This is a genomic window from Arthrobacter sp. Soil_N43, from assembly GCF_057655195.1.
Genome location: NZ_JBDGML010000123.1, coordinates 151,993 through 166,656 on the forward strand (window position 1 = coordinate 151,993; position 14,664 = coordinate 166,656).

Genomic DNA, 14,664 nt, shown 5'->3' on the forward strand with positions numbered 1-14,664 from the left:
CCCGCCGAACAGCCCGCTGATGAGTGGTTCACGGTTTCACCGGGCCAGCGCGTTTTTCTGACGGGAGCTGATGGTTGACATCTGCCCGCAGTTCGAGCAGGTGATGCGGTAGGACCGGGAGGTGGTGAAGACGGGAATGAAGAACAGCGTGAACTTGGTGGCTCGCTCTTCGAGGTGGTGATGGAAGAACAGCCCGCAGGACTGGCATGTGGCCGACCGGCCCGGCAACGGGCGCAGGACGGTCTTGAGGCCAAAGAGCAGAATCATTGTTTGTGCCTTTCGAATAAAAGCGAGGCCGCTTGCGCGGTGGTTGGGTGGCCCGCGGACGGGAGGCCCGCCGCCAGGCCGGAGAGCAGGATGCTCAGGCCGTGGTCCAGTTCGGCCGCTCCGTCGTAGTCGACGAGAACGGGAGCCAGGGCTCGGAGGCGCGGAAACTCCCTCGCCGGCAGGCGGTGCAGGCCAAGACGGAGCAAGGCCTCGTTTTCTTCGGGATCGACGATGAATTCCTGCAGTTCGTTGAGGATGTGACCGTACAGGAACCCGTAGTAGGCCCTGTATACATGCAGCGCGTCGCGGGGCTTGAACCCGGCATCGATCAGCAGGGACAGGATTTGCTCCAGCGGACGCAGGGTCCCCAACGGCCGCAGGCCCAGGGGCGTGGACAGCGGCCGGGTCACCAGCAGCGGTACGACGTTCGGGTGCCGCAGCGCAAGCAGTCGCAAGTCGTGGGCAATCCGCCGCAGCTGTGCCTGCCAGTCCGGGTCCTCGGGAATGATCGCCAGCTCGTTCAGGACCAGTTCCGTGACTCCGTCCAGCAGTGCGGCGCGGTTGGCGGCATAGCGGTACAGGCTCATCGGGTCCCGGCCGAGTTCCTGGCCCAGCCGGCGCATGGTCAGTGCGTCGAGCCCTTCTGCATCCACCAGCTCCAACGCGGCAGAGAGCACCACGTCCCGGCTGAGGCGCTTCTTCTTGCCGGGCGCCGCGGGGGCCACCGGGTTCTCTACGGGCACCATGAGGTTCCCTCCCTAGGGGCGAGCAGGCTTGCCGCTCGTCAAAGTAAGCATGCTTGCTTACCGACTAGTCTACGGGTAACGTCTACGTTGTAGATATCACCGGTTTTAGCAGCGGGCACGAAGCTGCGGACCTTGGAGGTCCCCAGCCGCCCGCCGCGGCAGCTGTGCCGGGACTGCCTTCACGATGCTCCATCCGGACCCGCGGACTTGCGGCAGTCCGGGACCGCTTCAACCCCCAGTGCAGGCGTTGAAGCCTCGGCCGCTGTAGCCTCACGGCGGCACAGAACGCACCCCGCGGAAAAGAGCCACTCATGGCAACTTCGCAGTATGACCAATTTCTCAACGAAGCCACCGCCGACGACGGAATCGATTCGACACTCGGGCGGGACTGCTTCTACGGCCTCTATACCAGCTGGTGCTTCCTGCAGCAGCGGGCGCCCCGGCCGGAAGCCGCCTTCTGGGCAGCCATGAAGAAGAAGCACGTCGATCCCGGACACAACGGGCTCCGCATGAAGGGACCGGCCGCCGCCGACTACATCATGGCCAGCTACCCGGGCCTAGTCTGATCAGTGAGCACCTTCGCCAGCAGCTACCTCCCCCGGGAGGCTCACCAGCCCAGGGGAAAGCTGCCCTGGTGTGCGACGTGCGATACCGACCTGCACCTCGCCGTGGACTCCATCGCCGTCATGGACCGCCGACGGGAAATCCTCGCCGTGGCCTTCGATTGTGCGCAATGCGGCGGCGCCCGGGTGCTGTCCACCACCGTGGGCTTCGTCGCTGCAGTCCTGGCCCGAGGTGCGGCTACTTAGCACTTAAATGCTAATCATGCTTACTATATTCACCGGCACACGATGCCTGCCCCGGTCACCGCCTAGGAGAAATATGAAGACCCCTGAACCGCGCGGCTCCGTCAGCGCCGGGCTGCTCAGCCTCCTTTCCGGCCAGCCCGGGGCCGACCCGGCTGCACAGGAGCACTTGCACGAGCTGGTCACAGCGCAGCTGCGCCTCGTCGGCGACATCATTGAGGACGAGGACCTCCAGCTCGCCCTGTTCTGCCTCTACGAGCTTCACTACGGGGGCCTGGACGGTGTTGATGACCGCTGGGAATGGAACCCGGACCTGATCCGGGTCCGCCACTTGCTGGAGGCGCCGTTCGAACAATCCCTGCGCTCGGCGGCCCACGAGTGCGCCACGCTGGCAAGCCTGCCTCGCGCGGAAACCTTGAGCAGCGATGACGTGGCGGACATCCTGTTCGACCTCGCCGCCCGGGACAGCGGCCCAAGCATGTCCCGCCACGTCGCCAGGAAGGCGACCCTTGAACAGCTCCACGAGTTCCTGATCCACAAGTCCATGTATCAGCTCAAGGAAGCCGACCCGCACACCTGGGCGATTCCCCGCCTGACCGGACGGGCCAAGGCAGCGCTCGTGGAGATCCAGGCTGACGAGTACGGCGGCGGCCGCCCGGACCGGATGCACAGTGCCCTCTTTGCACGGACCATGCGCGGCCTGGGCCTCGAGGACGACTTTGGCGCCTACGTAGATACCGTCCCCGCGCTCTCCCTGGCCTCAGTGAACATGATGTCCCTGTTCGGCCTGAACCGCAGGCTCCGCGGAGCCATCGCCGGACACCTGGCCATCTACGAAATGACGTCCTCCCGGCCCAACCAGCTGTACGGCCAGGGGTTCCGGCGCCACGGATTCGGCGCAAAGGTGACCGGATACTTCGACGAGCATGTGGAAGCGGACGCGGTCCACGAGCAAATCGCGGGACGGGATCTCGCCGGTGGCCTGGTGGAGGCGGAACCGGGACTCCTCGGGGACGTTCTCTTCGGTGCCACGGCCGCCCTAGCGGTCGACGCGCGGCTTTCCTCCCTGATCATGGACGCCTGGGCCAATGGCAGGTCCTCCCTGCGGACCGCTGTCCCGGCCGGCCGGTGACGGAGCACCCATGAATCAGGACCAGCAGGAGCCATCCGGCAACGGCTCGATCGTCCTCTGTCCCGACGGACCCATCCTGGTCCGTGGCGACTTCGACATCGTCACGCCGTCAGGAGAAACGGTGCCGCGGCAACGGCAGACCGTAGCCCTGTGCCGGTGCGGGGCCTCCGCGATCAAGCCCTACTGCGACGGCACGCACAAAATGATCAAGTTCCGGACCGAGCAGCCGGGCGCTCCGGAGGACTCAGGGCCGCCGGAGTCTCAGCAGACCGGCAATTCCCGCGCCTAGCGATTCCAAGCAGGATCACAAGGTTGCGGCTTCTTCCTCCGCCAGTCTGATGAGACGAAGTTCGTCCTCCACCGCGCGGGACGGCCAATAGCCCCTCGACAACTCACTGGCCCGGCTCCGGTCAGCTTCCGGGAAGAGCTTGCCGAACAGCCCGGCCGCCTGAAGCAGGGCGATCAACGCTGTGGTCCTGGCATCAGGCGTCTGAGCGGCAGGCATGGCGGGAGCTGGCGTCTCGGGAGCTGGCGTCTCGGGAGCAGGCGTCGTGGCCTCGGGCGTCGCGACGTCGGGTGGCGCAGCATCAGCGGTCCCGGCATCAAACGCCCCGACATCAGCCCACGTCGCATCAGACACGCCTGCTTCAGCCGCCCCTGCCTCAGCCCCCGATCCGGTCGCCTCGGCTGCCTTGGACGCAGCCGCCTCGGGATTGGAGAGCGCACTGTCGAGTGCGGCCTGGATCCTTTTCAGGAGCGCTTCCTCCGAAGCGTGATCCTTCTTCGGGTACCGCACGGCCCGGAACCGGCCCAGGTGCTTTTCGCCCACATGTTCCACGATGCCCTGTGACACCATCGCCTCGTAGACGCGCCGCACTTCGGCACGGCCCTCCAAAATCGCGACCCACGCCTTGGGAGTGTGGGGCCGCGACTTGCCACGGATGAGCTCCAGTTCGTGCTGGAAGTCCGTTTGCGGGACGGTCCCGGTCGCCCTGACGTGTTTCCCCTGCAGCTCGATCGCACCGAGCATCGCCAGCTCGGCCAGTATCGCCCCTGCCAGAGTGGTCCTGAGTGCGAACACCGGCACTTCAGGCTTTCCGTCTTTGTCGTTCGTTGCCAGAAGGAGGAAGGCCTGGGGAAGGCTCAGTTCCACCGCTTTAGGTGTTTCCGCATCCATAGGATCATGGTGGCCCTCTTGGGCAGCCATCACAATGAGGATTTGCTAACGGACGGTGAGCGGGCGACGGCGGGACGTCCCGCCGTCGTCGTCTTAAGTGAAGCGAGCGGCCCGAGGCGCTTCAACGATGGCCATTTGGCCGGTTTCGGGGACACCAGGAAACTGCACCGGCGGGGCCTCAGCGGCGGGCGCCGGCGAATCCTGTGTGGACCGCATGCGAACGAGTGCGACAGCGGAAATCAGGAACCACGCGATATTCGTGACCACGGACGGCCATGCTTCGTGGAAGGCGCCATTGATAATGAAGGCACACGAACCGAGGAGGTTCGCGGTCTGGAAGCCCTTGCCGGCCTTCAGCCACCCCATGGAGACAGCCAGGTATGCAGTGAGGATCGCAGCCGCGCCTGCCCAGCCGGAAATTTCAAACAGCAGTTCCATGATGTCCTTTCAGGGGTGAGCCCGGCTCCCAATCGCCGGGCGGAGTGGAGATGGCGGGCTATAGGTATGTGTTTTGGAAGAGGCCATTGTCGAAGGGATCAGTCATCGCGGGACCAGCGTCTGCTCAGCTGGGTTTGGCTTTCAACTGCAATTATGAGGACGACACTCCTGTAGTGCAATTGCATTCCTCTGAAGATGTGGTTTAGAACTACTTAACATGGATATCGATCCGCGCCGCCTGCGAGTTCTCCTTGCCGTTGCCCGCACAGGCGGGGTGCTCGCCGCGGCCGACGAACTGGGGATTACGCCGTCGGCCGTGTCCCAGCAGCTCAACAAACTGGAGGACGAAACGGGGCATGCTCTGGTGGTGCGCACACCCAAAGGCTCGGTTTTGACACCCGCCGGCCTGGCCGTTGCGGAAGCCGGCGAGGAGATCGAACGCGCACTCAGCGTCGCCCGCGCCCGGATAGAGGGCGGGGCCACGGTCGCAGGGGTGGTGCGGGTGGGCGGATTCACCAGCTTTGTCCGCACGGTGGTGATCCCGCGTCTGCCCGAGTGGCGCATCCGGTACCCGCAACTGCAGATCCGGATAGTTGAAGACGACTTCCCTGCCTTGGTTCGGATGCTCCGGCAGCGCGCGCTCGACGCCGTTGTTGTCGAACTCGATTCCACGGCTGTCCAACATTCACTTTCCGCCGGAATGATCGAGGAGCCCCTGCTGGACGAGCCCTGGAAACTGGTGGTTCCCGCGGGTGCCCTGCTCTCCACGGAGAACATCGACCTTGGCCATCTGCCACTTCCGTGGATCGGCGTCGAATCCTCAGCCGCCAATGCTGCGGTCCTCGGCCGGCTCCGTCAGTCAACCGGTGCCCGCATAGAGACTGTGCATCAGTACCAGGAGACGCTGACCGCACTGGCACTCGTCGCGGCGGGCGAGGGTGTCGCCATCATCCCCACCTTGGCGTTGAGCGGCGTCAGCCACGATGGGGTGGATGTTCTGGACGTCCCCGGACTGGGCACGCGGCGCATCGTCCTGCGACGGTTCGACCGGCGGCGGGCAGCCAGCATGCCCGTGGACACAGTCGCGCGCCTTCTGCGGGAATCGGCGGCGGCGTTCGACACGCGGTCGGCAACCTGACTGGCTTCACCCAACGGCGTCTCCCAATTGTCCAAAGTTCTCTGGACAATTAGGCCAGATGGGGCTATTTTCTGCTATCTGATCCTTACGAAGGAGACTCACATGTTGCTTTGGATAGCCGTCATCATCGCCGTTCTCTGGCTACTCGGCCTGCTCGGCAACATCGGCGGCGGGTTGATTCACCTGCTTTTGGTTATTGCAGTGGTCGTCCTGGTCTTCCACTTCATCCGTGGCAGGTCGTCCCGCGTGTAGTACCAAACCTTGCCCCGCGGCCGCAGACCGCCGAGTGGAATAGGCGGGCCCTCTACGGACGCAGATGGCTGAATATCGTCACACAACGCGACGGCATCCGGATCCGGACAAGCCACGCCCTACCCTTGAAGCGTGACTTTGACTACGATCCGCACCGCCGCCGCGAGCTCCCTCGCCGCCGCAGGTCTCCTGTTTACCCTCGCCGCCTGTTCCACGCCGGCCGCCACCCAGCCAACCACCTCTGCCCCGGCGCCTACGGCAACGACTTCATCCAGCGCCGCCTCCGAACCCTGCGCCGGCGTGAAGGTCATCGTCGATTCGGGCGCCCTGAAACAGGCTGCCGCCGACACGTCCGTTTGCGTGCCCGTGGACGCGCCGACGCCCGCGTCCAAGGTGCTCGACGAGGCAAAGGTGAAAACCGAGGGCACGGCCGAATATCCCAAGGAACTGGTGTGCCGTGTGAACGGTGTGCCTGCCGCTGACCTCGACATCGCCCACAAGGGCGGCACGTACCAGGAAAAATGCAGCAAGATGCCCGCCGCCTTTGCCTACTGGGCGCTCTGGGTGAAGCCGGCCTCCGGTGAGTGGGCATACGCGCAGGAGGGCCTGTCCACCCTGAAGGTGAGCCCGGGACAGAGCCTGGAACTGCTTTACACGGTCGACGGCGCACCGGCCGCACCCGCGGCATGACCTTTCGGCCCGCGCCGCTACGCGCAGCGGCGGTTCTCGCCGTCGTCTTCATAGCGGCGCGGGTCATCTACCGCATCCTTTTCAACGGGGCGGGCATTGGTGACACGGTTCTGTTCAACTTCCCGCCGGTCCCGTTGCCTGCCCCGTATGCCCATGTGGTCCTCCTCGGTCCGGTAACAACACAAGGCCTGTGGGAGGCGGTCCTGTCCGCCCTGCCGATTGCCGGGATATTCCTCGGTTTCGGCCTGCTCAACGCGTTTGTGGACGTGGCGCGCGGCTTCGTGCACCTGGCCCGTGGCGGCCCCCTGCAGGGCCTGGCCCGGACGCTTGTGGTGGCTTGGGCGGCGCTCCCGGCGCTCGCCGACGCCGTGACCTCCGTACGCCTGGCTTTCCGGTTGCGGGGCGAACGCTTCGGAGCCCGCGCCCTGGTGCCCGTGCTCGAGCGCACCCTGGAGCACGCGAGCCGGGTTGCCGCGGCCCTGGAGCTGCGCGGCTTCGGAAGCCGGGCAGCACACCAGCCCGGCCAACACGGCGAAGCTCCGGTCCTCGTCCGGGACGCGCAGTTCCGCATTGGTGACGCCCGGGTGCGCGTCGCAGCGTTCGCGCCCTCGAGCGGGTCCATCACGGTCGTTACCGGGCCGACGGGCTCCGGCAAGTCCACTATCCTGCGAGGCATCGCGGGCCTCCTCTCACACGTTGACGGCGGAGAAATTTCCGGCACCGTGCGCGTCGCCGGTACAGACCGTGGCACCACGCCGCCGCGCGATACCGCCCGCCTTATCGGCGTCGTTCTGCAGAATCCCCGCGCCGCCTTCGCGTCTACCCGGGTCCGGGACGAAATCTCCCTCGCGCTTGAGCTGCACGGCATGGCATCCGCCACCGCCAAAGCCCGGGTGCTGGAGGTCGCGGAGCGGATCGGTGTGTCGGCGCTGCTGGACCGGAATATCAGCACACTCTCGGCGGGTGAGGCAACGCTCGTAGCCATCGCCGCCGCGGTGGTGGAGCATCCGGCCGTGCTCCTGGTTGATGAGCCCCTGGCGGACCTTGACACCGCAGCACGCGCACGCGTCATCGCCGTGCTCAACGCCCTCGCCCGCGATGCCGGTGTCTGTGTCATCGTGGCGGAGCATCGGGCGGTGCCGCTCGTGCCGGTTGCCGACTCGTGGTGGACCATCGACGACGGCGCCCTGGTGCCGGGCGCCGCGCCGTCCGCTTCCCCGACGGTTGCGCATCCAACGCCGGCACCGCCAGCGGAGCAAGTGCCTGTCCTGACGGCGACAAATCTTGCGGTGCACCGCAAGGGCACGCCGCTGGTGCATGACGCATCGTTGACCCTGCACCGCGGTGAAGTGGTGGCCCTGGTGGGGCCGAACGGGGCCGGGAAGTCGTCGCTCCTCGTGGCGCTCGCCCTGGGCGAAGGAACGGTTGGTGAAAGGACGGTCGACGGCGGCCGCGTCGCCCTCGTCCCGGACGCCTCGGACGACCTCTTCACCAGGGATACCGTCGCGGCAGAACTCCGCGCGGCCGATCGGCGCCAGGCGCGCGCTGAGCGCCAGGCGCGCGGCGGGCGTCAGTCAGTCCGGCGCCGCCCGGGCAGTGACCGGCTTTCCGCAAGGCCTGCGGAGTCACACCTGGCCCGGTTGCGGGGAGACGTCCGGATTCCCATTGGAGACGAGCATCCCCGGGACCTCTCTGCAGGGGAGCGCAGGATCCTTGCCGTCGCGCTGCAGACCATGGACAATCCCGAGGTACTCCTGATCGATGAGCCGACGCGCGGACTCGATCCTGCGGCGCGCACAGCAGTCTCGGCCGCGCTGCGGGCCGCAGCGGACTCAGGCGCGGCCGTCCTGATCGCCACGCACGACCTCGACTTTGCCCACAGCCTCGGCGCCCGGATCCTCCCGATGCGTGACGGCGTCGCGCCCTGCTCTGCACCGGCCAACGCGCCGGAACCGCCTCCGCTTCCCCGGCAGGCGGGTGCCGGCGTAAAGCCCAGGGTCACCGAACCAACAGGCATCCGAGGCGCGGAAAGAAAGCGCCGTATGCGGATGCCGCGGGGCGTCGAGCTTGCCGTTCTCGCAGCCGCAAACATCCTGGCCCTCGGCGCCTTCTGCTGGCCGCTGCTCGCCGCGGCCTTCCCCGAGGATGCCGCCGCGGCCCTCCCCTACGCGGCGCTGGCCATTGCTCCGCTCGCCGCCGTCGCCATCGTCGTGTCCCTCGATGGCTCGGTCCGCTCCGCACACACGGTGGCGCTGCTCGGCGTCCTGGCCGCCGTCGGTTCGGCGATCCGGGTGGCGAGCACCGGCGTCGGAGGCGTGGAGGCGGTCTTTATCCTGCTGATCTTGGCGGGCCGGGCCTTCGGCGCCCGTTTCGGCATGCTCCTCGGCGCCGCCACCATCGCCCTCTCAAGCGCCTTGTGGGGCGGCATCGGGCCGTGGACCCCGTTCCAGATCTTCGCCTGTGCGTGGGTGGGCGCGGGGGCTGGCCTGCTCCCCCGGCGTGTGCGGGGCAAGGCCGAATTGTGGATGCTGGGCGGCTACGGCATCGTGGCGTCGTACGTGTTCGGCCTGCTGACCAACCTGTGGTTCTGGCCCTTTGCGGTGGGCGCCGGCACGGGTATCTCCTACGTGCCCGGCGCGCCGCTGGGCACCAACCTCAGCAGCTTCCTGCTCTACTCGCTCGTGACGTCGACGGCGGGCTGGGACACCCTGCGTGGCATCACCACCGTCGTCGGAATCGCTGTGGTGGGGCGGGCCATTCTCGCCGCACTCCGGCGGGTGAAGCCGGTCTCCAGCCTGGACAGGCACGCCGGGCAGGCGCACTCCGCCCAGGCTCATTCCACGCCGGCCGACCAACTCACACCTTGAAGTACTTCGCCTCCGGGTGGTGGAACACGAACGCATCGGTGGACTGTTCGGGGTGCAGCATCAGCTCGTCACTCAGGACCACGCCCATCCGCTCGGGATGCAGCAGTTCCACCACCTTGCGGCGGTCCTCCATGTCCGGGCATGCGGGGTATCCGAGCGAGAACCGCGCACCGCGGTAGTCGAGCTTGAACAGGCCGGCCTTGTCCTTCGGCTCCTCGGCTGCGAAACCGAGCTCCGAGCGGATGCGTGCATGCCAGAACTCCGCGAGCGCCTCGGTGAGCTGCATGACCAGGCCGTTGAGCTCGTAGTAGTCGCGGTAGTGGTTGCCGGCGAACAGCTCGGCAGTCACCTCATCGACATTGCCGCCGGCGGTGACCAGCTGCACGGGCAGGACGTCGATCTGCCCCGATTCGCGCGAGCGCACGAAGTCGGCGAGGCACAGGTGCCGGTCACGGCGCTGGCGCGGGAAGTCGAAGCGCAGCCGCTCGGTGCCGATCGGACCGCCTGATCCGCCGTCGGGGGCGAGCAGGCCCGCGGTGCCGAGGACGCCGTCGCGGTCCTCTCCGTGGTGCAGCACCACCACCTGTTCCCCTTCGGAGACCACCGGGAAGTAGCCGTACGCGACGGACGCGTCGAGCATGCCCTCGCCCAGGATGCGGTCCATCCAGTAGCGCAGGCGCGGCCGGCCCTCGCGTTCCACGAGTTCCTCATACGAGGCGCCGTCCTCGCCGCGGCCGGGCTTGAGCCCCCACTGCCCCATGAACGTGGCGCGTTCGTCGAGGAAGGCCGCGAAGTCGTGGAGTGCGACGCCGCGTACGATGCGCGTGCCCCAGAACGGCGGCGAAGGCACGAGATTGTCGGCGGCGACGTCGGACCGGCCGGGCATTGCCTCCGGCTCGGTCAGGGTGAGCTTGGCGCCCCTCTGGTGTTTCCGCTTCTTCAGCGCGGGAAGGCCGACCTCGGCGGGGTCAGCGCCGCGGGCGACCTGCACCAGGGGCTCCATGAGGTCGAGGCCTTCGAAGGCGTCCTTCGCGTAGCGGACCTCGCCCTCAAACTGCCCCGCCAGGTCCTGCTCCACGTAGGCGCGGGTCAGCGCCGCGCCGCCGAGGATGATCGGCCACCGCTTGGCGAGCCCGCGGGACTGCAGTTCCGCCAGGTTCTCCTTCATCACCACGGTGGACTTCACGAGCAGGCCGGACATGCCGATCACGTCGGCGTTGTGTTCCTCGGCCGCCGCGATGATGTCCGCGATCGGCTGCTTGATGCCGAGGTTGATCACCTTGTAGCCGTTGTTGGTGAGAATAATGTCCACCAGGTTCTTGCCGATGTCGTGCACATCGCCGCGCACGGTGGCGATCACCATGGTGCCCTTGCCCGACGCATCCGACTTCTCCATGTGCGGCTCGAGCAGGGCGACCGCGGACTTCATCACCTCGGCGGACTGCAGCACGAACGGCAGCTGCATCTCGCCGGCGCCGAAGCGCTCGCCCACCACCTTCATGCCCTCGAGCAGGTAGTCGTTGATGATGCCGAGCGGGGTCATGCCCTCGGCGCGCGCCAGGTCGAGGTCCTCTTCAAGGCCCTTGCCTTCACCGTCGATGATGCGCCGCTCCAGGCGCGCGCCGGTGGGCAGCGCCGCAAGTTCCGCGGCGCGCTGGTCCTTCAGCGCTGCGGTGTCGACGCCGGCGAACAGGTCCAGCATGCTGGCGAGCGGGTCGTACGTCAGGTTGCCGTCGGCGTCGTATTCGCGGCGGTCCCAGACGAGATCCAAGGCCACCTTGCGCTGCTCCTCCGGCAGGGACGCGAGCGGCACGATTTTGGCCGCGTCGATGATGCCGCTGGTCAGGCCGGCCTGCACGGCCTCGCGCAGGAACACCGAGTTCAGGGCGATGCGTGCTGCCGGGTTCAGGCCGAAGGACACGTTCGAGACGCCAAGCGTGGTTTGGATGCCGGGGTACTTCGCGGCGATCTGCCGGATGGCCTCGATCGTTTCGATGGCATCCCGGCGGGTCTCTTCCTGGCCGGTGGCGATGGGGAAGGTCAGGCAGTCGACGATGATGTCTTCGACGCGCATCCCCCATTCGCCCACCAGGGCGTCGACGAGGCGCGAGGCGATGGCCACCTTGCCCTCGGTGGTGCGTGCCTGGCCGTGTTCGTCGATGGTCAGGGCGATGACGGCGGTGCCGTGTTCCTTCACGAGCGGCATGATGCGCGCGAAGCGGCTGTCGGGGCCGTCGCCGTCCTCATAGTTGACGGAGTTGATCACAGGGCGGCCGCCGATGTGTTCGAGCCCGGCCTGCAGCACCTGCGGTTCGGTGGAGTCGATGACGAGCGGGAGCGTGGAGGCCGACGCGAAACGTGAGACGACCTCCTTGATGTCGGCCACGCCGTCGCGCCCCACGTAGTCGATGCAGACGTCGAGCAGGTGCGCGCCATCACGGACCTGCTCGCGGGCGATGTCGACGCAGTCGTCCCAGCGCTCCTCGAGCATCGCCTGGCGGAACGCCTTCGAACCGTTCGCGTTGGTGCGTTCGCCAATTGCGAGGTACGCGGACTCCTGGTCGAAATTCACGTGGTGGTAGAGGGAAGCGATGCCCGCTTCACGCTCGGTGGGGAGGCGTTCGCCGTCGGCGCCCCTCCCGCCGCTGGTGACGGCGGCACTCTCGCGGAAGGGCGCAAGACGCTCGACGACGGCGGCCATGTGCTCCGGCGTCGTACCGCAGCATCCGCCCACCAAGCCCAGGCCGAATTCCCGGATGAACTGCTCGTGCGCGGTGGCGAGTTCGGAGGGCGACAGCGGATAGTGCGCGCCGTCGGCGGTGAGGATCGGCAGACCGGCGTTGGGCATACAGGCGATCGCCACGGTGGACTGCTTGGACAGGTGGCGCAGGTGCTCGCTCATCTCGTCCGGGCCGGTGGCACAGTTCAGGCCGATGGCGTCGACGCCGAGCGGCTCGAGTGCGGTGAGCGCGGCGCCGATCTCGGAGCCCATCAGCATGGTTCCGGTGGTTTCGACGGTCACCTCGACGAAGATCGGGAGCCGGACGCCGCGGGCCACGATGGCCTGCTTGCAGCCGTTGACCGCGGCCTTGGTCTGCAGGAGGTCCTGGCTGGTCTCGATGAGGAAGGCGTCCGCTCCGCCGTCGATGAGGCCCTCGGCCTGCAGGGCGAAGGTCTGCTTGAGGTAGTCGTAGCTGGTGTGCCCGAGGCTGGGGAGTTTGGTGCCCGGCCCCATCGAGCCGAGGACCCACCGCATCCGTCCGTCTGTTTTTTCTGCCGCTTCCGCTCGCTCGCGGGCGATCTCCGCGCCTTTGCGCGCGAGCTCTTCAATACGGTCGTCGATGCCGTAGTCGGAGAGGTTGGACCAGTTCGCGCCGAAGGTGTTGGTTTCGACGGCGTCGATGCCGGTTGCGAAGTACGCGTCATGGATGTCCGCGAGGACATCCGGTCGCGTGGCATTGAGGATCTCGTTGCAGCCTTCCAGCCCCAGGAAGTCGTCCTCGAGCGACAGTTCCCTGCCCTGCAGCATGGTGCCCATTGCCCCATCGGCAATGACGACCCGGTGGTTCACTGCGTCCAGCAGCTCCTGGGAGCGGACGGGGCGGGGCACGGACTCAATATCACGCGCAAAACGAGGCATCTAAACAGAGTACGCGCGGGGTCCGAACATTGGGCTGTGTTTCTGTGTACTACGACGGCGGGTGGGCGCCTGGGAGCGTGCTGCTGCGGTTCCCCGCGCCTCAGCGCCACGGGGTGATCTCGATACGATGCCAGCATGAGCACTCGCGATACGCCTGCGCAGATCGGTGACCTTCCGCCGATCGGACGCCCGGCGAACTCCGCCTGGATCGCTGCCGGCATTGGCTCTTTGGCGCAAGTAGCTGCATGCAGCCACAGCCAACTGCTCGCAATGCGCGGCTTGGGCCCCAAGGCTGTGCGGATCCTGGAAGCGGCGCTCGAAGCCCTGTCGAGTCAGTGGCGAAGGAGCCCGGAGAACTTATGATTTTGGAAGACAAGAGGGTCGGCGGCGCTTCCGGCGCTGAGATCGAGGACACGGGCCAGAACGAAGTCATGGTCACCAACGGAGGTGACGTTTTCGATCTGGCATTCCATGGCCGTGACTGAACCGGCGACTAGTGGTGCACCGCATGGGCCCTCGTTCCAGAAATGCTCGGCGAAGCGGTCCACTTCCTTTTTTCCGAGCTTGCGGCAGAACTGCGTCTGGCTTGCGGACAGGGTGCTGATGCCAAGCACTGTGGCCTCCTTGAGCTTTGGCCAACTTGAGGAGCCGTGGCCAACGAAGAAACCAACCAAACAGGGTTCGACGGAAATGAAAACGAATGATCCAACGATCATGGCGGCTCGTTCACCGGTAAGTCCGGGCCCACCCGCAATGACGGTCACGCCCGTCGGCACTTTGGACATGACCTCCCGGACCTGCTGGGGATCGATGGTGCGGGGGTGTTCGGTAACGAGAGTCATGTTGTCTCCTTCGTGCCCAAGACCCGGAAAGCGATGTTTCGCATCAACCAGATGTCCCTTGGATTAAACTATCTTAAGTCTAAGATAGTATGAAGAAGGTCGCAAGGGTCGTATGGGCGAGGAAAACGAAACCGGCACTGCCTGGACTGGGGCTTGGTCGGCGTTGCTGCACCGACTCCGAGGAGCCGACTCGCAGCCCCCTCGGACTGCTCCGAGGATGAGAGTCGATTATCCGCGCCATAATGGTTAGCGGAGCTAATTAGCATGGCTAACTATCACACGCAGCGAGGCGCAACGAAAACGATGACCCGGGAGTAGTTGCGGACGGTTATAGTTTCGGTCAGACCGGCCCCGAGGATTCGTTCGCGTTCGATCAGCAACGGACTGTCCGTCCCTCCGTTGCTGGCGGCCCTCCCGACAAACTTGGCCCGGTAAGGCTCTGGTGTCGCAACGGAAAGTGCTTCGATAGGCCGGCCGTTGATGGTCAGGTTCCATTCCGCGATGAAGCGGGTGTCGTTGAAGAAGGCTCCCTGCGGCCGGCCCGCCGTCATTTCGCCGTTCCGCCGCAGAAATGCAGAATGAAGATCCCTCAAGAAGAGTAACTTCCATCCCGGAATCTCTCGGCCCTCCCCCGCTTTCGCTGGCCACAGTGCCTAGCAGCACTTGCTC

General features: G+C 66.3%; 15 protein-coding genes. 8 read left to right on the forward strand and 7 right to left on the reverse strand.

The window, feature by feature from the left end; genetic code table 11:
- Positions 1 to 36: 36 nt before the first annotated feature.
- Both AC3A3W_RS20215 and AC3A3W_RS20220 read right to left on the reverse strand, forming a co-directional pair.
- Positions 37 to 267: a zinc-ribbon domain-containing protein gene (locus tag AC3A3W_RS20215; protein ID WP_487444910.1), complete on the reverse strand. Its 231-nt coding sequence runs from the start codon at positions 265 to 267 to the stop codon at positions 37 to 39.
- Entirely contained in the window at positions 264 to 1,013 is a 750-nt protein-coding gene (locus tag AC3A3W_RS20220) for a TetR/AcrR family transcriptional regulator C-terminal domain-containing protein (protein ID WP_487444911.1), read from the reverse strand. The genes AC3A3W_RS20215 and AC3A3W_RS20220 overlap by 4 nt, the downstream gene beginning before the upstream one ends.
- A gap of 311 nt (positions 1,014 to 1,324) precedes the next feature.
- Between AC3A3W_RS20220 and AC3A3W_RS20225 the strand changes: the two genes are divergently transcribed.
- The 4 genes from AC3A3W_RS20225 (at position 1,325) to AC3A3W_RS20240 (ending at position 3,240) form a co-directional block, all read left to right on the forward strand.
- The gene (locus AC3A3W_RS20225; protein ID WP_487444912.1) at positions 1,325 to 1,579 is read left to right on the forward strand and encodes a hypothetical protein; all 255 of its coding nucleotides are present in this window, start codon (positions 1,325 to 1,327) and stop codon (positions 1,577 to 1,579) included.
- A gap of 3 nt (positions 1,580 to 1,582) precedes the next feature.
- On the forward strand, positions 1,583 to 1,822 hold the full coding sequence (locus AC3A3W_RS20230; protein ID WP_487444913.1) for a hypothetical protein: 240 nt from the start codon (positions 1,583 to 1,585) through the stop codon (positions 1,820 to 1,822).
- Positions 1,823 to 1,895: 73 nt separating this feature from the next.
- On the forward strand, positions 1,896 to 2,951 hold the full coding sequence (locus tag AC3A3W_RS20235; RefSeq protein ID WP_487444914.1) for an iron-containing redox enzyme family protein: 1,056 nt from the start codon (positions 1,896 to 1,898) through the stop codon (positions 2,949 to 2,951).
- Positions 2,952 to 2,961: 10 nt separating this feature from the next.
- Positions 2,962 to 3,240: a CDGSH iron-sulfur domain-containing protein gene (locus tag AC3A3W_RS20240; RefSeq protein WP_487444915.1), complete on the forward strand. Its 279-nt coding sequence runs from the start codon at positions 2,962 to 2,964 to the stop codon at positions 3,238 to 3,240.
- 15 nt (positions 3,241 to 3,255) lie between these two features.
- Here the strand turns inward: AC3A3W_RS20240 and AC3A3W_RS20245 are convergent, their stop codons facing one another.
- Complete coding sequence (locus AC3A3W_RS20245) at positions 3,256 to 4,128, reverse strand: GOLPH3/VPS74 family protein (RefSeq protein WP_487444916.1); 873 nt, start codon at positions 4,126 to 4,128, stop codon at positions 3,256 to 3,258.
- Positions 4,129 to 4,221: 93 nt separating this feature from the next.
- Positions 4,222 to 4,566 (reverse strand): CBU_0592 family membrane protein, encoded by a 345-nt coding sequence (locus AC3A3W_RS20250; protein ID WP_487444917.1) that lies wholly within the window; start codon positions 4,564 to 4,566, stop codon positions 4,222 to 4,224.
- A 217-nt stretch (positions 4,567 to 4,783) separates the two neighbouring features.
- On the opposite strand from AC3A3W_RS20250, the gene AC3A3W_RS20255 reads away from it, so the two are divergent.
- From AC3A3W_RS20255 to AC3A3W_RS20270, 4 genes are all read left to right on the forward strand, one after another.
- On the forward strand, positions 4,784 to 5,704 hold the full coding sequence (locus AC3A3W_RS20255; protein WP_205653038.1) for a LysR family transcriptional regulator: 921 nt from the start codon (positions 4,784 to 4,786) through the stop codon (positions 5,702 to 5,704).
- Positions 5,705 to 5,806: 102 nt separating this feature from the next.
- On the forward strand, positions 5,807 to 5,956 hold the full coding sequence (locus AC3A3W_RS20260; protein WP_205653039.1) for a lmo0937 family membrane protein: 150 nt from the start codon (positions 5,807 to 5,809) through the stop codon (positions 5,954 to 5,956).
- A gap of 132 nt (positions 5,957 to 6,088) precedes the next feature.
- Complete coding sequence (locus tag AC3A3W_RS20265; RefSeq protein WP_487444918.1) at positions 6,089 to 6,646, forward strand: hypothetical protein; 558 nt, start codon at positions 6,089 to 6,091, stop codon at positions 6,644 to 6,646.
- A complete protein-coding gene (locus AC3A3W_RS20270; protein WP_487444919.1) occupies positions 6,643 to 9,513 on the forward strand; it encodes an ATP-binding cassette domain-containing protein in 2,871 nt (956 codons plus the stop codon). The genes AC3A3W_RS20265 and AC3A3W_RS20270 overlap by 4 nt, the downstream gene beginning before the upstream one ends.
- Here the strand turns inward: AC3A3W_RS20270 and metH are convergent.
- The 3 genes from metH to AC3A3W_RS20285 all read right to left on the reverse strand — a co-directional run bounded on the left by metH (position 9,503) and on the right by AC3A3W_RS20285 (position 14,588).
- Entirely contained in the window at positions 9,503 to 13,153 is a 3,651-nt protein-coding gene (gene metH, locus AC3A3W_RS20275; protein WP_487444920.1) for a methionine synthase, read from the reverse strand. The two genes, AC3A3W_RS20270 and metH, sit on opposite strands and share 11 nt — an antisense overlap.
- Before the next feature lie 332 nt (positions 13,154 to 13,485).
- Positions 13,486 to 13,995 (reverse strand): flavin reductase family protein, encoded by a 510-nt coding sequence (locus AC3A3W_RS20280; RefSeq protein ID WP_487444921.1) that lies wholly within the window; start codon positions 13,993 to 13,995, stop codon positions 13,486 to 13,488.
- A gap of 275 nt (positions 13,996 to 14,270) precedes the next feature.
- Complete coding sequence (locus AC3A3W_RS20285) at positions 14,271 to 14,588, reverse strand: glycogen debranching N-terminal domain-containing protein (RefSeq protein ID WP_487444922.1); 318 nt, start codon at positions 14,586 to 14,588, stop codon at positions 14,271 to 14,273.
- Between the last annotated feature and the right edge of the window lie 76 nt (positions 14,589 to 14,664).

Excerpts from the sequence above, each read along its gene's own strand:
- AC3A3W_RS20215 (WP_487444910.1), bottom strand. The coding sequence starts at position 267 with ATGATTCTGCTCTTTGGCCTCAAGACCGTCCTGCGCCCGTTGCCGGGC.
- AC3A3W_RS20220 (WP_487444911.1), bottom strand. The coding sequence starts at position 1,013 with ATGGTGCCCGTAGAGAACCCGGTGGCCCCCGCGGCGCCCGGCAAGAAG.
- AC3A3W_RS20225 (WP_487444912.1), top strand. The coding sequence starts at position 1,325 with ATGGCAACTTCGCAGTATGACCAATTTCTCAACGAAGCCACCGCCGAC.
- AC3A3W_RS20235 (WP_487444914.1), top strand. The coding sequence starts at position 1,896 with ATGAAGACCCCTGAACCGCGCGGCTCCGTCAGCGCCGGGCTGCTCAGC.
- AC3A3W_RS20240 (WP_487444915.1), top strand. The coding sequence starts at position 2,962 with ATGAATCAGGACCAGCAGGAGCCATCCGGCAACGGCTCGATCGTCCTC.
- AC3A3W_RS20245 (WP_487444916.1), bottom strand. The coding sequence starts at position 4,128 with ATGGATGCGGAAACACCTAAAGCGGTGGAACTGAGCCTTCCCCAGGCC.
- AC3A3W_RS20250 (WP_487444917.1), bottom strand. The coding sequence starts at position 4,566 with ATGGAACTGCTGTTTGAAATTTCCGGCTGGGCAGGCGCGGCTGCGATC.
- AC3A3W_RS20255 (WP_205653038.1), top strand. The coding sequence starts at position 4,784 with ATGGATATCGATCCGCGCCGCCTGCGAGTTCTCCTTGCCGTTGCCCGC.
- AC3A3W_RS20260 (WP_205653039.1), top strand. The coding sequence starts at position 5,807 with ATGTTGCTTTGGATAGCCGTCATCATCGCCGTTCTCTGGCTACTCGGC.
- AC3A3W_RS20270 (WP_487444919.1), top strand. The coding sequence starts at position 6,643 with ATGACCTTTCGGCCCGCGCCGCTACGCGCAGCGGCGGTTCTCGCCGTC.
- metH (WP_487444920.1), bottom strand. The coding sequence starts at position 13,153 with ATGCCTCGTTTTGCGCGTGATATTGAGTCCGTGCCCCGCCCCGTCCGC.
- AC3A3W_RS20280 (WP_487444921.1), bottom strand. The coding sequence starts at position 13,995 with ATGACTCTCGTTACCGAACACCCCCGCACCATCGATCCCCAGCAGGTC.